Raw genomic sequence first — 19,563 nt, forward strand, 5'->3', positions numbered from 1 at the left:
CTGAACTAAGTTAGCCTCAGACAGCCCCGACCACGGCGGTCAGCATACTGATAGAGCCGATATCGATGCCGTCCACTGCAATCGAAATCGTTTCGTCATCCTGTTTGGCGCCGGCGACGTACAGCAAAGGCAGATAATGCTCTGGCGTCGGCACAGACAATTGTGCATCCTGCCCCTGGTCGGCATAGTCGATGACCGATTGCATATCGCCGCTCACCAGGCTCTCGCGGATATGATCGTTGAAGCGTTGCGCCCAGCCATGCACCGGCGCATCATGGCCGCGGCTCATCAAACGCAGGTTATGCACCACATCGCCACTACCGATGATGAGCACACCCTGTTCGCGCAATACCGCAAGTTTGCGCCCCAGGTCAAAGTGGAACTGCGCCGGCTGGGTCGCATCGATGCTTAGTTGTATCACCGGGACATCGGCCTTGGGAAAGGCTTTGACCAGCACCGACCAGGTGCCGTGATCGAGCCCCCAGGATTGATCCATGGCGACCGCTACCGGCGCCAGCAGATCGCGCACTTGCGCCGCCAGTTGCGGATCGCCTGGCGCCGGATAACGAACATCGAACAACGCTTGCGGAAAGCCGCCAAAATCGTGGATGGTCTTCGGCTGCGCCATCGCGGTGACGCCAGTGCCGCGCGTGTACCAATGCGCGGACACCGACAGGATCGCCTTCGGCTGCAGCTTCGCCACGCTGGCGCCCAGTTGAGCCCATGCGTCGGTGTAGCGATTATCTTCAAGTGCATTCATCGGGCTGCCGTGGCCAAAAAAAATCGCCGGCATGCGGGTGGCATTAGTGCTCATCTTGATCTCTTTCAATCAGCTTGTTTGTCAGGTTGCTGTCAGATCACTTCTCGACCTTGGCCGAGCCCAGCGCAAACGCGCCGTTGCCCAGCAAGGCAACTGAAATGGCGGTGACCACCATGAATGCAGGGTATTCCCAACCGCCGTTAGGGCTCGTGAAAACCCAGCCGTTGCCGGCATGTACCGATAATGCGCCTAAAAGTACCGGCAACGAAATCACAGCGGCAATCCGCGCCTGCAGGCCAAGTACCATGGCAATCCCGGTCAGCACTTCAATCGCCACCACAGGGTAAACCGACCAGGCCGGAAACCCCTGGCTGGCAAAGAAACCGGCAGCACCCGGCAAAGTGAAAACGAAAACCTTGAGGTATGCATGCGCCAACAGCGCGATGCCTAAAGTGAGTCTAAGCAAAGTGGCAGCGTAGCTGCCTGGATTATTGGTGTTCATGATAGTACTTTCGCAATAAATAGTTAAAAGCCAGGAGAATTTGTAGATCCTGTTTGACTATATATTCTTGCAACGGAAAGAAAAATGGGGTTTTATTGAAATACCATTTCCGAAATCCAAAATAATAAGGCGTTGCGATGAATCTGTTCGAAGCCATGAAGGTGTTTGTCAAAGTGACTGAAACCGGCAGCCTGTCGGGCGCGGCACGCATCCTGAACTTGTCGAACCCGTCGGTGACGCGGCATATCGCCGACCTTGAGGAATATCTTGGTGCACGCCTGTTGAACCGCAGCACGCGCCGCCTCAGCCTGACCGATACCGGTAGCGCTTATCTGGAGCGCTGCAAGCAAGTGCTGGCCGATCTCGAACAAGCGACGCTGGCGGCCGGCATGCACGCCGCCAATCCGAGCGGCGTGTTGCGCATCAACGCGCCGGTGTCCTTTTCCGTCAATCACCTGGGCGGGTTGTTACCGCTATATGCGCAACGCTACCCCAATGTCGAACTGGATGTGACTTTATCGGACCGGATTGTCGATCTGGTCGAGGAAGGCTTCGATCTGGCGATACGCATTGGCAGATTGCAAAATTCCAGCCTGGTGATGCGCAAACTGGCCCCCGCACACATGTTGACCTGTGCCGCCCCAGCCTATCTTGCGCAGCACGGCACGCCACAGCATCCCGACGACCTGGCCCGGCATACTTGCCTGACCTACGCGTATACGCTACGGGACAATGAATGGCGCCTGCAACGCGACGGCAAGACTCACACGGTACGCGTCAGCGGCGGCTTGCATTGCAATAACGGCGATCTGCTGCTGGCGGCGGCGGTTGGCGGCATGGGTGTGATACGGGAGCCGACCTTCATCATCGGCGATGCGATCCGCGATGGCCGCCTGGTGCCAATCCTGACCGACTATCATGGCGATGCGCTGGCGATTCACGCTGTGTATCCGAGCCGTCAGCATTTGTCGGCCAAGGTGCGCACCTTTGTCGATTTCCTGGCGCAGCAGTTCGGCGAAGTCCCGGCCTGGGACCACGCTTTGCCGATATGAAAAAAAGGCCGCATTTGCGGCCTTTAGCTTGGATCAAGAATCGGCGTTTGCCTTACTTTTTACTCTTGGGCGAGGTAGCCTTGGCCACTTGCTCGCTGGCGTTGTTCAGGTTGGCTTCCAAAGTCGCAACAGCCTGCTTGGCGTTCTTGGTCAGCTGTTCATAACCTGCATTGGCGTTGCTGATCACCGATTTCAAGATCGAGATCGCATTTTCCGAACCGGCTGGCGCGGTCTTGCTGACCTCTTCTATCAAGGCATTGATGCGGCGGCTGGTTTCCGCAACTTGTGCTTCTGCCGCACGGGTGTATTCCGCCTGGGCGCCGGAAGCGATACCGGCCAGGTGACGGCCGTAGGCTGCGGCCTTTTCGGCCTGTGGCTTGGCTTGCGCGGCTGAGATGTTAAGGAATTCCTGCGGATCTTTTGCGCTCAGCAGTTGCTTGGTAGCCTCGCCTGATTCTCCCATTGAAGCCTTGGCTGCATTGAGATTCAATTCGATGACTTTTTCAACGCCCTCGAAGGTTTTTGCGGTCAGGGTATTGAGCAATGCCAACTGGGCTTCGAAATGTGCTTTGGTTGCTTCGGCAAACTTTTCATGAAACGAAAACATGGCCTTCTCCTGTGTGAACAAATCATCTCTTGCTATCAACATGGCAATGTTGCACATTATACAAACAAAAATGTACAGTTGCCTCCGCCAAATCCTACAATGCGCTAACTATCTGCTACGGCGCAAATCTTCCGCTCTTTCGGCTTGTAGCCATGACCGCTGCGGCAAGCGCGGTAGGCGACAATCGTACTTTCAAACAACTGGCGCGCCTGCGGCACCGGCAGTTTCGCCATCCGCTCAGCCAGCTTGCGGCTGACCTGGAAGTGCTGGTAATCGATTGGTTTTTTCCAATCGCCACCCCAAATCAGAAAGCCATGCTGCGCCAATAGTTCCACAATTTGTTCACCGCTGCCAGGCCGGCTTGCGACCCGTTTGCCATATGCCTGGCCTGCCGGCGGACTGTAAATCAGCCGGCCCCGGGCATCGCGCAGCACAAACGGATTTTGCAAAGGATTAATATCGATCGCCAAACCGTAGGCATGCAGTGACACTGAGGTGCCACCGGTAATCGGCCGGTCGTTAAAGGCCGAGGTATTATTTTCCGCCATCGATGCGTCGTCGTTGCCTTGATAATGCTCCATCAGGCGGGCCTGCGCAAGCGGGAAACGACGCTTGAGAAGTTCGTCGAACAACGCTTTGACCTGCGGCGCAACTGCCGCCATCACCATGATCTCGCCATTGTCATGACGTACCTGGTCAAAGTCGACATACGAGAAACGCACTATTTGCAGCTGCGGACAATCGACCGGCGCGCCCGGCTGCAGCACGTGCCGCTTAAGGATTGCGCATTGTTCGGCATCTAGCCCGGAAGTGCCGGATTGTGCATTCGCATGCGACACGAGGCCAGCCAGCATCAGTAGCGATAAAAGCAGACGCAATGCGGAGACAGGTAGTGCCATCAGCTCACCGGCGGCATGACCAGTTCATGCACTACCAGGCCGGCGTCGGAATTGCCAAATGTCTCGCCGTTGGCCAGAATCCGCTGGCGAGCCTGCATGGCGTCTTCGTAGCCTTGTTCCCAACGCCATTCGATCGAGCCGCGCGAAAAATTGATATCCTTGGATGGCATGTTCCAGTCATGGCCGCCGTAACGCAGGCGCACGATGTGAATCGTGCTGTTATCGTTCAAGCCCGCGAACTCCTTGAGGTCTGACTTGCTGCGCAACGCTGGCGGCAGTTTGTCATACAACGCTTTCGCGGCGCGCCGCAGCTGATACATGCGCAAATAATTTTCGATGTGGCGCTCTGAACGTGAAGCAAAGGTCACGTCTTTTTGACGATTGGTGATCTGGTCCAGCGTCGCCGGCTCGGGGCCGTTGGCGCTCCACAAATCCACCATGACACATAGCGTATTGCCATCGACATCGGTCTTGGATTCGTCGTCCAGCACCACCTCCAGCGGGGTATTCGAATACAGGCCGCCATCCCAGTACAGTTCACCGTCTACCCGTACCGGAGCAAAACCCGGCGGCAAGGCGCCGCTGGCCATGATGTGCTCAACCCCGATCTGCTGATCCCGGGAATCGAAATTGACCAGGCTGCCGCACGCCACTTTCATCGCACTCACTGTCAGGCGCATGGCGCCGGGAGAGTTCAGATGCTTGAAATCGACCAGGCGAGCCAGCGTTTCAGCCAGCGGGGTAGTATCGTAAAAACTGGCTTGCTCGGGTGCGACCGGCATGCCCAGTACAAATGGATTCGGCGAGCGCGGCGCGAAAAACCCCGGCACGCCGCGGGCGGTGACGTCATTCGTGGTCCACCAGGTATTGAAATGACGCACGCTGTCGCTGACCTTGCTCATATCCATCAGGTCGCCATGGCCAACCAGCTCCCAGAACTCCTTGAGCCGCGATAAGCGCAGATCGCGTTCGTTACCGGCGATGATGGCGGCGTTGATGGCGCCGATCGAGGTTCCCACCACCCAGTCCGGCGTCAGGCCGTTCTCATGCATCGCATGATAAACCCCGGCTTGATACGCCCCCAGCGCGCCACCGCCCTGCAGCACCAACGCCACCCGCGGAGTGACGGATTCGGCTTTGGTTTTAGTGCGGATGTTTGCCTTGGAAGTGGTTTTATTGCTCATTTGATACCCATCTTGTGTTGGGAGGAGCAACCATATTAACCGATCGCGCCAACAGACAACGACGGCTGCGCATATGTCATCAAGCCGTCATCAAATCATCATAAACAATAACGATTCTCATTTGTGTTATAGTAATCCTCGTCTTAAATGTAACAATTTGTTACCGGCAACAAACCACCATTTCCATCATCAAAAGAGGAGTTTCCATGCTTTTGCGCTCTATCATCGCCAGCGCCATTCTGGCCGCCAGTTCAGCCACTGCCGTCGCGCAGGAACAAGTGCTGAACCTGTATTCCGCACGCCACTATCAAACCGACGAAGCGCTGTATGGCAACTTCACCAAAACCACCGGCATCAAGATCAATCGCGTCGACGGTGACGACGCCGGCACCATCGCGCGCCTGAAAAGCGAAGGCGCTGCCAGCCCGGCGGATGTGATTTTGCTGGTGGACGCGGCGCGTCTGTGGCGGGCAGAACAGGACGGCTTGTTCCAGCCGGTGAAATCGGCCATCCTCGATGAACGCATCCCGGTCAACCTGCGCGGCAAGGATGACGGCAAGGGCTCGCAATGGTTTGGCTTTTCGACCCGCGCCCGCGTGATCGTCTACAACAAGCAAAATATCAAGCCGCAAGACGTTGAAACCTACGAAGCACTGGCCGATCCGAAGAACAAGGGCAAGCTGTGCACCCGTTCCGGTTCGCATCCTTACAATGTGTCGCTGTTCGGTTCCTTGCTGGAGCATCACGGTGAAGCCAAGACCGAAGCGCTGTTGAAAGGTTACGTTGCCAACCAGGCGCGTTCGCCGGTCGGTGGCGATACCGATCAGATCAAGGCGGTCGCCTCGGGCGAATGCGGCGTGGCGATTTCTAACTCCTACTACGTTGCGCGGCTGATGAAGTCGAGCAAGCCGGAAGATATCGAAGTGATGAAAAAAGTCGGCGTGATCTGGCCTAACCAGAAGACCACCGGCACCCATGTCAATATCGCCGGCGCCGGTGTCGCCAAGCATGCGCCGCATCGTGAGGCGGCAGTCAAGTTCCTTGAATATCTGTCGAGTGACGATGCCCAGCGTTATTTCGCCGAAGGCAACAATGAATCGCCTGCAGTCAAAAGCGTCAAGAGCGGCAACCCGGCACTGGATGCGCTCGGCCCTTATAAAGCCGAAGTGATCGATGTTTCTGCGGTTGGCCGCAACCAGCAGAAAGTGCAGCAATTGCTAGATCGCGCCGGTTACAAATAGTGGTTCTCGGCTGACAGAAATTCGATGCGGTAAAAAGGGCTGGAGCACGATGCGCCAGCCTTTTTAACATCTGCGAGTAGTCTATTTTTTCTTGATCATATAGATGGCGAGCGCCACCATCAGTACCACGCAAAACTCCAGGCCAACCACAATATATTGCGTCATGATGATTATTTATTCAAAAAAGTCATGCAATTGATAAAGGAAAGGTCACCACGTGACTCACATCCAGTTTGATGCCGATCCACTCGTCGATCGCATGATCGTGATGGGATGGCACTAATGCCAGAAACTCCTGGCCGCTCGCCAGTTGCAGCGTGTATAAGAATTCCGCGCCGCGGAAAGACTTGCGCTTGATCCGCGCCTTGAACGGGGAAGCATCGTCATGCACGATATCATCGGCGCGCAGCAATACGTCAAACGGATCGCGTCCGTGAACCTGGAGCGCCTGCAACACCGTTGCGCTGATATCCTGCAGATCGCCCAATACTGTCGATACCGCGAGCCGGCCGCCGCTGTCGATCAGACGGCCCGGCACCAACACTCCGAGGCCGATGAAATCGGCGACAAAACGTGTCGCCGGACGGTGATACAAATCGTAAGGCGTCGCCCATTGCTGCAGATGACCGTGCTGCATCACGCCAACCACATCGCCGATGGCGAAGGCTTCCAGTTGATCGTGGGTCACCATCAGCGCCGTAATGCCGGCGTGCTTCAGAATCTGCCGCACGTCTTGCGCCAGACGCTCGCGCAACTCGACGTCCAGGCTGGAAAAAGGCTCATCCAGCAGCAGCAAACGCGGCTCCGGCGCCAAGGCCCGCGCCAAGGCCACCCGTTGTTGCTGACCGCCCGACAATTGATGCGGATATTTTTCCTGCGCACCTTCCAGCCCGACCAGGGCCAGCATTTCTTCGACCCGCCGCACGCGTTGCGAACGCGACATCGTGTGCAAACCGAAGCCGACGTTGGCAGCAATATTCAGATGCGGGAACAAGGCGAAATCCTGGAACACCATGCCGATGCGGCGCTGTTCGGCGTCGATCCTGGTTTGCGGGCCGTCCAGCACGACCTGATCCAGGGCGATCTTGCCGCTCTGCGGCTGCTCCAGGCCCGCAATCGAACGCAGCAAAGTGGTCTTGCCGCTGCCCGAGGGGCCGATCAGCACGCCAAGCTGGCCCGCCGCAAGCTGCAGCGACACGGCCTCCACCGCCGGCGCCGGTGCACCTGGATAACTGACGCTGATTTGATCGAGAGTGAGGAACATGGGGAAAGAGTACATGAAGCTGGTTACAATTCGGCTGGTTCGGGATGAACGCTTGCCTGCCGTTCAAGTCGAAGTTCTCTACGAGTTTTCGTACGCAGTGTCGTAGTTTACAGCACTCTCATTCAAATCCAGCATTTCCCTTCTTTCGTACACATGCCACTGATCGCCATAATCGCACTGTTGATCGCTCTCCCCATTCTCGGCATCGTCGCCGCCTGGCTACAGCTGGATGCCGCGGCGCTTGATCTGCTATCGCAACAGATGCGGACGGTGTTGCCGGCTTACCTGGGCACGTCCGCCTGGCTGGCGCTGGCGGTGACCACCGGCGTCGTGATTGTCGGCGCCGCTACGGCAGTTACGGTCAGCCTGTTCGAATTCCGCGGCCGCCGCTTTTTCCAGTGGGCGCTGTTGCTGCCCATGGCGATGCCGGCCTACGTGTCGGCCTATGCCTATACCGATTTCCTGCAATACAGCGGCTTGCTGCAAAGCAGTTTGCGCGAACTCATCCCAGGCTTGCGCCTGCCGGAAATACGCAGCCTGCCCGGCGCCATCTTCCTGTTTATTTTTACGCTTTATCCGTACACCTACCTGCTGGCGCGCAATGCCTTGAACGAACGCGGCGTGCATCTGATGGAAGCCGCACGCTTGCTGGGCACGCCTTTAGCTGCGCGCATCCGCCGTGTGGCGTTACCGCTGGCGCGGCCGGCGCTGATGGCCGGTGCAGCACTGGCGTTGATGGAAACGCTGGCCGATTACGGCGTTGGCGCTTACTTCGGCCTGAGTACTTTCACCACCGGCATCTATAAGGCCTGGCTAGTCATGGACAGTCACATGGCGGCAGCACAACTGGCATCGGTATTGCTGGCAATCGTCGCATTGTTGCTGTGGGTCGAACGCAAGGGCCAGCAGCGTCTGCGCTTTTCCAGCGTGCGCGGACAACGCAGCGATGCGCAGGAAACCCGGCTCACACCCCTGCGCGACGGCCAGCGCCTGCTGGCATGGCTGATCTGCGGCTTGCCGATCATACTCGGCTTCATCTTGCCGGTACTGATCCTGCTGCGTCTGATGTGGAACGAATTCCTGCATCAGAGCGACGATCCGTACCTGAACCAAGGCGTCGATCTGCTGCGCTATGCGGACTGGGCCTGGAACAGCTTCCGCTTCGGCGCCATCGCCGCAATACTGGCAGTAGCGGTGGCGCTGGCGCTCAGCTATGTGCAACGGACGCGCAATTTACCGCCGTTCAAACTTTGGCTACTGCGCCTGGTGACGCGGATGGCGGCGATGGGCTATGCGGTGCCCGGTTCCGTCATCGCGGTGGGCATCCTGCTGCCGTTGGCATGGCTGCAAGCGGTTGCGCCGCAAAACCAGGTCGGGATCCTGGTGACGGCCACCTCGCTCGGTATCTTGTACGCCTATCTGGTGCGTTTTAGCGCAGTCGCAGTGCAGTCGATCGAAGCTGGCTACGCCCGCATCCCGGCCACCCTGGACGAAGCAGCGCGCACCCTCGGCAGCAGCGGCTGGCGTATCGCCCGCATCTTGCACGCACCGCTGTTGTGGCGTTCGATGGCGACCGCGTTCCTGATGGTGTTCGTAGATGTCGTCAAAGAATTGCCTGCCACCCTGCTACTGCGGCCGTTCAACACCGATACCCTGGCGGTGATCGCCCACAACCTGGCGCGCGACGAGCGACTTGGCGAGGCTGCACTGCCGGCGCTGACCATTGTCGCGGTGGGGTTGATCCCCGTGTTGTTGGTTACTAAAGCATTAACCAGGCGCGCATAGGAAACGTCTCAAAAACGTCTACGGAATTCCTCATATTTGTCAAAAAGATCATAAGCGATGTATTATTTAAAACTTAATATTGTCTTTTTATCAATTACGTCTTTAAGGAAAATAATGCATCGCCGAATCCTACTTGCCTTGACCGTAACAGGTCTCCTCGCCTCTACCGCCCACGCGAACAATCTCGACAACGTCTACGTATCCGTCAAGGCTCTCAGTGCGCAGCAGTCTCTTACGGACATGCAACCGTACAGCGTCCGCGCACAGCAAATGCTCTCCGGCCCAGGCACCGCTCGCAGCGGTGGCGCCTCTATCGCACTGGGTTACGCGTTGCCAGCCGACTGGCGTGTCGAAGCGGAATATACAGCACCGCAAAAATCGCAATTCAACAGCTTCTGGTCGCCCTTCAGCGCCAACGTCCAGCACATGGAAACCAAGTCGCAACGTTTGATGGTCAACGGCTACAAGGATTTACCGCTGAATAACCAAGTGTCCTTGTACGGCACGGTTGGCGCTGGTCTGGCAATGATCAAGGCCGACGGTTTCCAAGGTAATCCGGGACGCCCGTTCGACCAGAAATCACAAACCAATTTTGCCTACGGCCTTGGTGTCGGTGCTGATTATCATGTAAGCAAGAAGGTCACCCTCGGCGTCGGTTATCGCTATACCGACATGGGCAAGATCAAGACCGGCCTCAACGACTTCGCGAATGTTGCATCCGCCCGCGATGAACAACTGAATGGCAAATTGAGCCAGCGCGATCTGTTCCTGGAGCTGCGCGCCCGTTTCTGATTTCCTTATCGCTTGACTCATCGGCTAAATTATCGGCTGGCCAATCCAATCAGATTTCCAATTTCGCAGGAATGCGAAATTGCTGATTGGGCGGTCGGCGAAGATTGGGGCGTAAAATGGCGCATTCTGCAGTTTCTGCCGCCAATCTTTCCGCTAGCCAATTATGACAATCTTGCTGTCCACGCTTAACGCGCGTTACTCCCACGCTTCTCTCGGGCTGCGCTATTTGCAAGCGAACATGGGCGATCTGCGTGACGCCACGCAGCTGCATGAATTTGTCATCGGCGCCAAAACCACCGATATCGTCGAGAAACTGCTTGCGCACAAGGCTGATACCAGCACGACCATCGTCGGCTTCGGCGTGTATATCTGGAATATCGAGGAAACCACCAAGGTGGTGGCGATGCTGAAACGGGTGGCGCCGGACATGGTGATCGTCCTGGGCGGACCGGAAGTGTCCTACGAATCTGCAGAACAACAGATCGTCCAGCTCGCCGATTATCTGGTGACCGGCTGGGGTGACGTTACCTTGCCGCAGCTATGCCGGCAGATCCTGCATGGCCCGAAACCTCTGATGAAAGTCCACGTCGGCGTACAGCCGCCGATGGCCGATATCGTCTTGCCGTATAGCTTGTACAGCGACCACGACATCGCTCATCGCACCTTGTATGTGGAAGCCTCGCGCGGCTGTCCGTTCAAGTGCGAATTTTGTTTGTCGGCGCTGGACAAGACTGCATGGCCTTTTGCGCTCGACAATTTCCTGGCTGAGATGGAATCGCTGTATGCGCGCGGTGCGCGATTGTTCAAATTCGTCGACCGCACGTTTAACCTGAACGTCAAGACCAGCCTCAAGATCCTGCAATTCTTTCTCGACAAATTAGCGGCCAATCCGGACGATCCGGTGTTTGCCCACTTCGAGCTGGTGCCGGATCATCTGCCGGATGCATTGAAAGAGTCGATCGCGCAATTCCCACCCGGCGCACTGCAATTCGAAATCGGTATCCAGAGTTTCAATCCGGAAGTGCAGGCGCTGGTCAGCCGCAAGCAAAACAATGAAAAAGCTGCAGAGAACATTCGCTGGCTGATACAGCAATCGCAGGCGCATCTGCATGTCGACCTGATCGCCGGCCTGCCGGGTGAAGATGTCGCCAGCTTCGCCCGTGGCTTCGATCGCCTGGTAGAGCTGCAGCCGCATGAAATCCAGTTCGGGATCCTCAAGCGCTTGCGCGGTACTCCCATTATTCGCCATACCGAACCCTACGGCCTGATCTTCGATCCGCATCCGCCCTATACCATCCTGGCGACCAACAAGATCGACTTCCCGACCATGCAACGCCTGCAACGTTTCTCACGTTACTGGGATCTGGTCGCCAATTCAGGCCGCTTCGCCCATACGCTGCCGATCTTGCTGGGCGAGACACCGTTCGATAATTTCATGGCGTTTTCCGACTGGCTATACGGCAAGACCGACGCCACCCACAGGATCGCGCTGGATCGGCTGGCGGGCCTGGTCGGCCAGTGGTTACGCTTGCAGGGAATGAGCGAGAGTGCGGTCAACGCTGTGCTCAGTACGGACTACGCGGGCAAAGCGGCCAAACAAACGGATTTGCCGCAACTCGCTGTCAAACCTGAGGGCCTGGTTGCACCGAAGCGCCAGGCACGGCATCTAGCCCATTGATTGGTTGCTGGTGCTGACATCCAGCATGGTTTGACGCCATGCGCCGATCAATTGCTGCGCAACGCTGCCCATGGAGGCCAGCGCGACGCTGCTGCTGTGATTGATGATCATCAAGGCATACACGTCGGCGAGCGCATTGACCTCGGGTGACAATGCGCACTCTTCCCCTACCGCAGGCCGTTGCAGGCGCCAGTAATTAATGGCTTGTTCCAGTTCGGGCATTGAGATATTCATGGCTTTATTGTACCTGCCGGGAGGTTCTTGTCAGGTATTTGAGCAAATTGTTATCAAAATACTACGCCAGCGACCAGGATGATGTTTGCATAAGGCGTGAACTCGCCGGTGCGGATAACGGCTTTGGCGCTCTGCGTCATACGCTTGAAATCGGCATGCGACAAGGTTCGCTTATCAGCCAGGCCAAGCGCCTCGATCTGTAACGCCAGTTGCGGACTGTGCAGCGGCAACTCATCGGCCAGCACATGATGTTCGATCTGCATTTCAGTCAATACCGTTTGCAAGGTCACCATGAAGCCGGGTACGCCACGCGTCAGCGCCAGATCGATCAGCGGCACGCCGGACGGCACCGGCAAGCCGGCATCGCCGATCACGATACTTTCGCCGTGGCCCAGCGATGCGATCAGTTGCGACAGCGCGATATTCAATAACGGACTTTTCTTCATCTCAAGCTTCCAGTTCGTGACGATAAGGAATCGAGGTTTGCGCACCGATGCGCGCCACGCTCAAGGCTGCCGCGCGTTGACCGAAGGCAATGGCATCGGCTTCGCTGCGGCCTTCGGCCAGCGCGGCGACAAAACCGCCGATGAAGGTATCGCCGGCGGCGGTGGTATCGACCGCCCTGGTCGGCTGCGCGGCAAAATGGATAGAGCCCGACGATAGCGCGGCATAGACGCCCTTCTCACCCAGCGTGACCAGCACATTGGCGCTGCCTGCGGCGCGCAATTTGGCGACAGCTGCTTCGATTGCAGCATCATTATCCAGACTTGCAGCGCTCAAGCCAGCCAGCATGGCGGCCTCGATTTCATTCGGAATCAGATATTCCACCTGCGCCAGCAAATCGGCAGGTAAAGCTTGCGCCGGCGCCGGATTCAACACCACGATCTTGCCAAGTCCATGCGCCAGCTTGATCGCATGGCGCACCGTGGCCAACGGCGTTTCCAACTGCAGCACGACGATGCGCGCCTGCTCGATCAAGCTGCGTGCAGCATCGATATGGGCCGGGCTCAGCGCATCGTTGGCGCCGGCGGCCAGTACGATACTGTTCTGGCCGCCGGCATCGACCAGAATCGAGGCTACGCCTGAAGCTTCGCCTTCAATTGTGCTGACATGGCTATCGTCGATGCCGTCGTTGCGCAATGCGGCGCGCAGTTCTGCGCCAAAGGCATCGTCGCCGAGACAGGCGATCATCGCCACCTTCACGCTATCGGCGCTGAGGCGCGCGCAAGCGACTGCCTGATTCGCGCCTTTGCCGCCCGAGATGGTCTGGAAGCGGCCGCCGGACAAGGTTTCACCGGGATGCGGCATACGCGGCACGCGTAGCACCAGGTCCATGTTGATACTGCCGATGATGACGATCATGTGTGTTCTTAAAAGTAAGGGTTACTCAAATAAGGTTACTAAAGTTCAAGCCGTCACGGCTTTACAGTCGAGTCGCGGATGTGCAATTCGGGCGCAATCGAAATCCGCTGCAAGGGACGGTCTGGTGTCGCAATCCGCTGCAACAGGCATTCGGCGGTAAGTTGTCCGAGCCTACGGGTATTCTGCGCCACACTGGTCAAAGTCGGATGGACAAACTGCGCCAGGTCGATATCATCGAAACCCACCACCGCCAGCGCCTCAGGCACCGCGATGCCGCGCTCTGCCGCAGCGCGCAGAGCACCGATCGCCATCAGATCGTTGCAGCAGAAAATCGCATCTGGCGCTTCCGACAAAGCCAGCAGATTGCGCGCCGCCAGATAACCGCCGGCGCTGGTGAAATCGGCGTAGGCCAGCAAGGTTTCAGGCAATTCGGCACCTGCGGCCAGCAAAGTCTGGCGCAAGCCGCCAATCCGCTCACGCGAAATGGCGATGTCTTGCGGGCCGCCGATGCAAGCAATGCGACGCCGCCCCAGGCTCAGCAGATGCGCCGCCGCCAGCGCACCGCCGGCGGCATTGTCAACCGCCACCAGATCGATCGCCATGTCTTTCGGCGCACGATCCAACAGTACGGTCGGCACCTTCATCTTGTGCAGCAGTTCGCCATCGGTTTGCGCCAGCGTAGCCACGATCAGGCCATCGCAACGCTTGGTCAGCAGCACGTTCAGATAATCGCGTTGCTTGGCCGGGTCGTCATCCGAGTTGCACAAGATGACGCTGTAGCCGGCAGCATAACAACTGTCTTCAATACCGCGCGCCACTTCTGAAAAATACGGATTGGTGTTGTTCGGGATAATCAGGCCGATACTGCCGGTAGCCTTGCTTTTCAGCGACCGCGCCAGCGCACTCGGCACGTAAGCCAGCGATTCCACCGCCGCCAATACCCGTGCCCGGGCATCGGCGCTGACCGGGCGGGTCTGGTTCAGGACGTGCGAAACCGTGGTGTATGAGACTCCGGCCGTGCGCGCCACATCCTTGATGGTTGCCATATTATTTACTCAATGCCTGATTGCGGAGCCGTAGCTTAATGTATAAATCAATGGGCTGAACGCTCACCGCGGCGGCGATAAGTATCCAGTACCACCGCCGCAACAATCACCAGCCCGGTGATGATGCGTTTCATCGGCTCGCTGACGCCGACTTGCGCCAGGCCGGCTTCCAACACCGAGATAATCAAGACGCCGATGAAAGTGCTGATCACCGAGCCACGCCCGCCCATCAGGCTGGTGCCGCCGATCACCACCGCCGCAATCACTTGCAGCTCCATGCCGACGCCGCCGTTCGGATCGGCCGCTTCCAGGCGCGATACCTGGAACAGCGCGCCAACACCGGCCAGCAAACCCATCAGCGCAAACACCAGTACCTTGCTGGGCCGTGGATTGATACCGGACAGGCGCACCGCTTCTTCATTGGTGCCGATGCCGATCCAGTGGCGTCCCAGCACGGTCTTGGTCAATACCAGATGGCCGACAATGACGATCACGATAGCGGACAGGAAGGCCGGCGACATGCCGAACAAGATCGGCGAACTGATGCCATCCACTGCGCTACCGATATATTCTGTGCGTGAATTGGTCACCTGATAAGCCAGGCCGCGCGCCATTTCCAGCACGCCCAGCGAGACGATGAACGAAGGAATCCGCCAGCCGACCGAAATCAAACCGGTCACCATGCCGCACAGGCTGGCCACGAACACGCCCAGCACGGCCGCCGCAAACAAGGGCCAGCCCCAGCGCACCATCGCCATCGACAGCACCGAAGCCGCGAGCGCCATCACCGAACCGACCGAGAGATCGATACCGCCGATGATCAACACAAAGGTCATGCCGACTGCCATCACCACCAACGTTGGAATGTCGTTGGACAAAGTTGTAAAAGTGGCTGCGGTCAGGAAATTTTCGCTTAAGAAAGAGAACAGCACGCACATGGCAAGCAGCGCGCCGATCAGGCCCAGGTAATTCTTCAGGCCGGAGATGCTTCGGGTAAAGGATAGAGTTGTCATGATTTTCGATTATGTTGATTGCGGCGCTATTGCGGAGCGCTTCAGGTGCACTTTAGGCGGCTTGTGCGTTTGTTGAATCTGCAGAGGTGCTGCCGCTGCCATTGCCATTCACGTAACCGCTGAACGCTGCCGCCAGGATCTTCTCCTGGCTCCATTCGCCGCGCTCGAAGGTGTCGACCAGTTTGCCGGCGCTCATCACTGCGATGCGGTCGCAAATCAGCATCAGTTCGCGCAAGTCGCTGGAAACGATCAACAAGCCCTTGCCTTGCCGCGACAGTTCAGCCAGCAATTTGTAGATATCGAACTTGGCGCCGATATCGATGCCACGGGTCGGCTCGTCGAACAGCATGATCGGGCAATCGCGATATAACCAGCGCGCGATCACCACCTTCTGCTGGTTGCCGCCGGAAAGTTCTCCCGCTGCCTGCAGGCCGTTGCGCGAGCGGATCCGCAAGCGCTTGATGTAATCGTCAGCGACCTCGGCTTCGGCCTGCGGATCCAGCACCCCGAGCTTGCTGACCGAGGACAGCTTGGCCAGCGTGGTATTGAGTCCGATCGATTGCGACAGCAGCAATCCCTGGCTCTTGCGGTCTTCGGTGATCATGGCGATGCCGGCTGCGATGGCTTCTTTTGGCGATGAAATTTTCGCCGCTTGCGTTTGATCGCCGATGAATACTTCGCCCTGGTCGGCACGATCCGCGCCGAAAATCAGGCGCAGCAATTCGGTACGGCCAGAGCCGATCAAGCCGGCGACGCCTAGAATTTCACCGGCACGTAAATCGAACGAGGTTGGCGCAACCACTGCGCCGCGGCCAATATCGCGCACGCGCAACAAAGGTGCGCCGATGGTGCGATGGCCAAGGTCAAGCTCGGCTTCTGCGGCGCGACCGACCATCAGCTGCACCAGCGCGTCTGTGCTGTAGCCGCCGATAGCGTCATCGCATACCAGCTGGCCATCGCGCAATACGGCGATACGGTCGGCTACCCGCTTCAATTCTTCCAGCCGATGCGAGATATAGATGATGGCGACGCCTTCCGACTGCAGTCGCGCAATCTGCGTGAACAGTAGTTCAACCTCGCGGTTGGTCAGCATGGCGGTAGGTTCGTCCAGCACCAGCAAGCGGCAGCTGCCGATCAGGTTGCGCGCAATTTCCACCATTTGCTGATGGCCCACGCCCAGTTCGCCGACAGGCGTCCAGGGATCGATATCGGCCATGCCTACTGCCGCCATCTGCACTCGCGTAGCCTGTGCCAGCGCGGCCTTGTCGATCCAGCCGAAGCGGTGCGGCAGCTGGTTGAAGTACAGGTTTTCGGCAATGCTCAGGGTCGGGATCAGGTTCAATTCCTGCATCACCATGCGGATACCGAGATGCTCAGCTTCCTTGCGCGAACCCGGCTGATAACTGTGACCGTCGAGCAGCATGCTGCCCGTGGTTGCATCTACCAGGCCGCAGACGATTTTCGACAGTGTGCTTTTGCCGGCGCCGTTTTCACCGGTCAGGGCCAGTATCTGGCCGGGACTGATGCTGATTGAGACGTCGCTCAATACCGGTTCGACATAGGTCTTGCCAATTCCGGTCAAGCTTAATAAAGGAACTGCGGATGCAGCGGCACGCACCTCAGACTGGTGCGCCGCAATGAATTCGTTGGACATTCTGTCCTCCACCATGACAGCTTTACTTAAGCTGATTGGGGACAGGGTAATCCACCACACGCCTGGCTTGGCGGCTCCTCAACCCTGTCCCGCAATTACGTTGCGCAGTTACCGTTAATTACTTGCTGTCTTTGGTCACCAGCGCGACCTTGGTTTCAACAGTGCCGCCGAGTGTGTTCTGAGCTTTCTTGTCGGTAATCGCCTTCAATACCGTTTCGATACCGAACACCGCTTGTTGCGAAGCAAACTGATCGGCTGTCGCCAGTACGCGGCCATCCTTCAGCATCGGCTTGATGGCGTTGATGTTGTCGTAGCCGACCACCAGCACTTTGCCGGTCTTGCCGGCAGCCTTGACGGCAGCGACCGCGCCCAGGGCCATGTTGTCGTTACCAGCCAGCAATGCCTTGATGTCCGGATGCGCATTCAGCATGGCGGCGGCAATCTGGTTGCCCGGCGCCATTTCCCATTGGCCGGATTGCACGCCAACCACATTCGCGCCAACTGCGCTCATGGAGTCCTGGAAGCCCAGGGTGCGTTGCTGCGCATTGATGGTAGTGGACACGCCTTCGATGATGCCGACCTTGTCGCCCTTTTTGATTTGCTTGGCCAGGTAGTCGCCGACCAGCTTGGCGCCCTTGCGGTTATCCGGACCGACGAACGGTACGGTGATGCCTTTTTCCTTGAGCGCGGCGTCATCCAGCTTGTTGTCGATATTCACAACGATGATGCCGGCGTCGATGGCTTTCTTGATGACAGGCACCAGCGCTTTCGAATCGGCGGGAGCGATCACCAGGCCATTGACCTTGGAAACGATCATCTGTTCGACGATCTTGATCTGGTTCGAGGTGTCTTGTTCATCCTTGATGCCGTTGGCAATCAGGTCGTATTGCGCGGCGTGGGCTTTCTGATGTTCCTTGGCGCCGTTTTCCATGGTCAGGAAAAATTCATTGGCCAGCGATTTCATCACCAGCGCAACCTTAGGTTTGGCGGCGGTTTGCGCCAGCGCCGGCAAAGAAGGCAATGCACATACGAGAATGGTGGCAGCAATCAGCTTGAGGCGGATACGGGTGTTCATCAAAAGTCTCCTGAAAATTGTTTTTAAATGCGTCGTTGAACAGCATATCCGTTCGGGTCGGCATGCCATCATTTGTAACGCGCAAACGTTTGCGCGCTCTGATGATAGCACCAGATCCGGGGAAAATTCAAGGTCGTCGCACTGATTGACAAAACAACAATAAACTTACCTGGGAGGCCATTTTGGAGAAATTTTGATCTTTAAGTCGGGGCCTGATCAGGCCGACAGGTAGCGCTCCAGGCGCTGCACGCCATCTTCCAGACGCTCCAGCGAACTGGCAAAACACCAACGCACGTAACCCTCGCCTTCGGGACCGAAGGCATTACCCGGCGCCAGGCCCAGCCCGGCATCGCGCACCAGTTGCTTGCACAACGCCAGGCTATCGTCGACACCGTCGACGCGGAAGAACAGATACATCGCGCCCTTCGGCCGCGGCGCCGTAATCCCCGGCAAGGCATTCAAGCGCTGATACAGGAAATCGCGCGCTGCACGATAACGGGCCACCGTGTTGCCGATGATTTCGTCGCCGCGCTCGATGGCGACGACGCCGGCGCGTTGTATGAAGCCCGGCGCGCAAGAAGTGTTGTACTCGATCAGCTTGCCGATATCCGTCATCAGCGTCGGCGGCGCCACCAGCCAGCCGAGCCGCCAACCGGTCATCAGCCAGGACTTGGAAAAACTGTTGGATGAAATCAGCCTGTCGTCGGCAACGGCGATATCCAGGAAGGATGGCGCGCACTGCGGCGCATCAGTCTGCTCGGTGTACACCAGCCGCTCATACACATCGTCGGCGACAATCCAGATACCGTGCAGGCGACAGTGCGCCAGCACGATTTCCTGCTGCTCGCGCGGCATGACCCAGCCGGTTGGATTGTTCGGCGAATTCAGCAAGACTGCTCGGGTGTCCGGCGTCAAAGCGTCTAGCAATTGCTGCAAGTCGAGTTCCCAGGTCTGGCCGAACTGCAAGGCCACGCGTACTACTTCTGCGCCGAGGATTTTCGGGATTTCGGCAACGTTCGGCCACAGCGGCGTCACCGCCACCACCCGATCGCCGGGGTTGATGATCAGCTGCGACAACACCATCAGTGCCGATACGCCGGAGGAAGTGACCGCTATCCGGCTAGCGTCTACCGGTTGGTGCAGAGCAGATAAATAACTGGCAATCGCCGCGCGCAAAGGCGGGATGCCATAGTTGTGGGTGTAGAACGTGTCGCCGTCATCGAGTCCGGCCTTGGCCGCATCGCGAATGAAGCTCGGGGTCACCTGATCCGGCTCGCCGAACCAGAACGGCAATACGTCGTCACGGCCCATGCCGACATTGGCGACCTCGCGGATGCGCGAGGCCTCAAGTTGGCGCACCACGGCGCGGGCAACGGCAGGATGATCCAAAGGCATGGCAATATCCGGTAAGCGGT

19 protein-coding genes are annotated in these 19,563 nt (G+C 57.9%); 5 read left to right on the forward strand and 14 right to left on the reverse strand.

Features of this window, described 5'->3' with window-relative positions:
• Positions 1 to 16: 16 nt before the first annotated feature.
• Entirely contained in the window at positions 17 to 814 is a 798-nt protein-coding gene (gene ygiD, locus BM205_RS07455; RefSeq protein WP_254783789.1) for a 4,5-DOPA-extradiol-dioxygenase, read from the reverse strand.
• A 43-nt stretch (positions 815 to 857) separates the two neighbouring features.
• Positions 858 to 1,262 carry a DoxX family protein gene (locus BM205_RS07460; protein ID WP_092413892.1) on the reverse strand — a complete coding sequence of 135 codons (405 nt, stop codon included), beginning with the start codon at positions 1,260 to 1,262 and terminating at the stop codon, positions 858 to 860.
• A gap of 137 nt (positions 1,263 to 1,399) precedes the next feature.
• Between BM205_RS07460 and BM205_RS07465 the strand changes: the two genes are divergently transcribed.
• Positions 1,400 to 2,314 (forward strand): LysR family transcriptional regulator, encoded by a 915-nt coding sequence (locus BM205_RS07465; RefSeq protein WP_092413893.1) that lies wholly within the window; start codon positions 1,400 to 1,402, stop codon positions 2,312 to 2,314.
• A 52-nt stretch (positions 2,315 to 2,366) separates the two neighbouring features.
• Here BM205_RS07465 and phaP read toward each other — a convergent pair whose 3' ends face one another.
• The 3 genes from phaP to BM205_RS07480 all read right to left on the reverse strand — a co-directional run bounded on the left by phaP (position 2,367) and on the right by BM205_RS07480 (position 5,004).
• Positions 2,367 to 2,921, reverse strand: coding sequence for a TIGR01841 family phasin (gene phaP / locus BM205_RS07470; protein WP_092413894.1), 555 nt, complete (start codon positions 2,919 to 2,921; stop codon positions 2,367 to 2,369).
• Positions 2,922 to 3,025: 104 nt separating this feature from the next.
• On the reverse strand, positions 3,026 to 3,820 hold the full coding sequence (locus tag BM205_RS07475; protein ID WP_092413895.1) for a M15 family metallopeptidase: 795 nt from the start codon (positions 3,818 to 3,820) through the stop codon (positions 3,026 to 3,028).
• Positions 3,820 to 5,004, reverse strand: coding sequence for a patatin-like phospholipase family protein (locus tag BM205_RS07480; RefSeq protein WP_092413896.1), 1,185 nt, complete (start codon positions 5,002 to 5,004; stop codon positions 3,820 to 3,822). Before BM205_RS07480 ends, BM205_RS07475 begins: the two co-directional genes overlap by 1 nt.
• A gap of 206 nt (positions 5,005 to 5,210) precedes the next feature.
• Here BM205_RS07480 and BM205_RS07485 point away from each other — a divergent pair, with 206 nt between their 5' ends.
• The gene (locus BM205_RS07485; protein WP_092413897.1) at positions 5,211 to 6,245 is read left to right on the forward strand and encodes a Fe(3+) ABC transporter substrate-binding protein; all 1,035 of its coding nucleotides are present in this window, start codon (positions 5,211 to 5,213) and stop codon (positions 6,243 to 6,245) included.
• 187 nt (positions 6,246 to 6,432) lie between these two features.
• On the opposite strand, the gene BM205_RS07490 is transcribed toward BM205_RS07485, so the two are convergent.
• The gene (locus BM205_RS07490; RefSeq protein WP_092413898.1) at positions 6,433 to 7,509 is read right to left on the reverse strand and encodes an ABC transporter ATP-binding protein; all 1,077 of its coding nucleotides are present in this window, start codon (positions 7,507 to 7,509) and stop codon (positions 6,433 to 6,435) included.
• Positions 7,510 to 7,662: 153 nt separating this feature from the next.
• Here BM205_RS07490 and BM205_RS07495 point away from each other — a divergent pair, with 153 nt between their 5' ends.
• From BM205_RS07495 to BM205_RS07505, 3 genes are all read left to right on the forward strand, one after another.
• Positions 7,663 to 9,294 (forward strand): ABC transporter permease, encoded by a 1,632-nt coding sequence (locus BM205_RS07495; protein ID WP_092413899.1) that lies wholly within the window; start codon positions 7,663 to 7,665, stop codon positions 9,292 to 9,294.
• Between the two features lie 114 nt (positions 9,295 to 9,408).
• On the forward strand, positions 9,409 to 10,086 hold the full coding sequence (locus BM205_RS07500) for an outer membrane protein (RefSeq protein WP_175511202.1): 678 nt from the start codon (positions 9,409 to 9,411) through the stop codon (positions 10,084 to 10,086).
• Positions 10,087 to 10,249: 163 nt separating this feature from the next.
• Entirely contained in the window at positions 10,250 to 11,764 is a 1,515-nt protein-coding gene (locus BM205_RS07505) for a B12-binding domain-containing radical SAM protein (protein WP_092413901.1), read from the forward strand.
• On the opposite strand, the gene BM205_RS07510 is transcribed toward BM205_RS07505, so the two are convergent.
• The 8 genes from BM205_RS07510 to BM205_RS07545 form a co-directional block, all read right to left on the reverse strand.
• Positions 11,753 to 11,998, reverse strand: a complete 246-nt coding sequence (locus tag BM205_RS07510; RefSeq protein ID WP_092413902.1) for a DUF3717 domain-containing protein — start codon at positions 11,996 to 11,998, stop codon at positions 11,753 to 11,755. The two genes, BM205_RS07505 and BM205_RS07510, sit on opposite strands and share 12 nt — an antisense overlap.
• A gap of 53 nt (positions 11,999 to 12,051) precedes the next feature.
• Complete coding sequence (rbsD, locus tag BM205_RS07515) at positions 12,052 to 12,444, reverse strand: D-ribose pyranase (protein ID WP_092413903.1); 393 nt, start codon at positions 12,442 to 12,444, stop codon at positions 12,052 to 12,054.
• A gap of 1 nt (position 12,445) precedes the next feature.
• Positions 12,446 to 13,360, reverse strand: a complete 915-nt coding sequence (gene rbsK / locus BM205_RS07520; RefSeq protein WP_092413904.1) for a ribokinase — start codon at positions 13,358 to 13,360, stop codon at positions 12,446 to 12,448.
• 53 nt (positions 13,361 to 13,413) lie between these two features.
• Positions 13,414 to 14,406 (reverse strand): LacI family DNA-binding transcriptional regulator, encoded by a 993-nt coding sequence (locus BM205_RS07525; protein ID WP_092413905.1) that lies wholly within the window; start codon positions 14,404 to 14,406, stop codon positions 13,414 to 13,416.
• A 47-nt stretch (positions 14,407 to 14,453) separates the two neighbouring features.
• The gene (locus BM205_RS07530; protein WP_092413906.1) at positions 14,454 to 15,419 is read right to left on the reverse strand and encodes an ABC transporter permease; all 966 of its coding nucleotides are present in this window, start codon (positions 15,417 to 15,419) and stop codon (positions 14,454 to 14,456) included.
• 52 nt (positions 15,420 to 15,471) lie between these two features.
• A complete protein-coding gene (locus tag BM205_RS07535; protein WP_092413907.1) occupies positions 15,472 to 17,073 on the reverse strand; it encodes a sugar ABC transporter ATP-binding protein in 1,602 nt (533 codons plus the stop codon).
• 118 nt (positions 17,074 to 17,191) lie between these two features.
• Positions 17,192 to 18,148 (reverse strand): sugar ABC transporter substrate-binding protein, encoded by a 957-nt coding sequence (locus BM205_RS07540; protein ID WP_092413908.1) that lies wholly within the window; start codon positions 18,146 to 18,148, stop codon positions 17,192 to 17,194.
• A gap of 216 nt (positions 18,149 to 18,364) precedes the next feature.
• The gene (locus tag BM205_RS07545; RefSeq protein WP_092413909.1) at positions 18,365 to 19,543 is read right to left on the reverse strand and encodes a pyridoxal phosphate-dependent aminotransferase; all 1,179 of its coding nucleotides are present in this window, start codon (positions 19,541 to 19,543) and stop codon (positions 18,365 to 18,367) included.
• Between the last annotated feature and the right edge of the window lie 20 nt (positions 19,544 to 19,563).

Origin of the sequence: Collimonas sp. OK307 (assembly GCF_900113705.1) — a bacterium.
Taxonomy (GTDB): Bacteria; Pseudomonadota; Gammaproteobacteria; order Burkholderiales; family Burkholderiaceae_D; genus Collimonas.

Bases quoted from the DNA above. Each gene is read 5' to 3' on its own strand.
- ygiD (WP_254783789.1), bottom strand. From the start codon at position 814: ATGAGCACTAATGCCACCCGCATGCCGGCGATTTTTTTTGGCCACGGC.
- BM205_RS07460 (WP_092413892.1), bottom strand. From the start codon at position 1,262: ATGAACACCAATAATCCAGGCAGCTACGCTGCCACTTTGCTTAGACTC.
- BM205_RS07465 (WP_092413893.1), top strand. From the start codon at position 1,400: ATGAATCTGTTCGAAGCCATGAAGGTGTTTGTCAAAGTGACTGAAACC.
- phaP (WP_092413894.1), bottom strand. From the start codon at position 2,921: ATGTTTTCGTTTCATGAAAAGTTTGCCGAAGCAACCAAAGCACATTTC.
- BM205_RS07475 (WP_092413895.1), bottom strand. From the start codon at position 3,820: ATGGCACTACCTGTCTCCGCATTGCGTCTGCTTTTATCGCTACTGATG.
- BM205_RS07480 (WP_092413896.1), bottom strand. From the start codon at position 5,004: ATGAGCAATAAAACCACTTCCAAGGCAAACATCCGCACTAAAACCAAA.
- BM205_RS07485 (WP_092413897.1), top strand. From the start codon at position 5,211: ATGCTTTTGCGCTCTATCATCGCCAGCGCCATTCTGGCCGCCAGTTCA.
- BM205_RS07490 (WP_092413898.1), bottom strand. From the start codon at position 7,509: ATGTTCCTCACTCTCGATCAAATCAGCGTCAGTTATCCAGGTGCACCG.
- BM205_RS07495 (WP_092413899.1), top strand. From the start codon at position 7,663: ATGCCACTGATCGCCATAATCGCACTGTTGATCGCTCTCCCCATTCTC.
- BM205_RS07500 (WP_175511202.1), top strand. From the start codon at position 9,409: ATGCATCGCCGAATCCTACTTGCCTTGACCGTAACAGGTCTCCTCGCC.
- BM205_RS07505 (WP_092413901.1), top strand. From the start codon at position 10,250: ATGACAATCTTGCTGTCCACGCTTAACGCGCGTTACTCCCACGCTTCT.
- BM205_RS07510 (WP_092413902.1), bottom strand. From the start codon at position 11,998: ATGAATATCTCAATGCCCGAACTGGAACAAGCCATTAATTACTGGCGC.
- rbsD (WP_092413903.1), bottom strand. From the start codon at position 12,444: ATGAAGAAAAGTCCGTTATTGAATATCGCGCTGTCGCAACTGATCGCA.
- rbsK (WP_092413904.1), bottom strand. From the start codon at position 13,360: ATGATCGTCATCATCGGCAGTATCAACATGGACCTGGTGCTACGCGTG.
- BM205_RS07525 (WP_092413905.1), bottom strand. From the start codon at position 14,406: ATGGCAACCATCAAGGATGTGGCGCGCACGGCCGGAGTCTCATACACC.
- BM205_RS07530 (WP_092413906.1), bottom strand. From the start codon at position 15,419: ATGACAACTCTATCCTTTACCCGAAGCATCTCCGGCCTGAAGAATTAC.
- BM205_RS07535 (WP_092413907.1), bottom strand. From the start codon at position 17,073: ATGTCCAACGAATTCATTGCGGCGCACCAGTCTGAGGTGCGTGCCGCT.
- BM205_RS07540 (WP_092413908.1), bottom strand. From the start codon at position 18,148: ATGAACACCCGTATCCGCCTCAAGCTGATTGCTGCCACCATTCTCGTA.
- BM205_RS07545 (WP_092413909.1), bottom strand. From the start codon at position 19,543: ATGCCTTTGGATCATCCTGCCGTTGCCCGCGCCGTGGTGCGCCAACTT.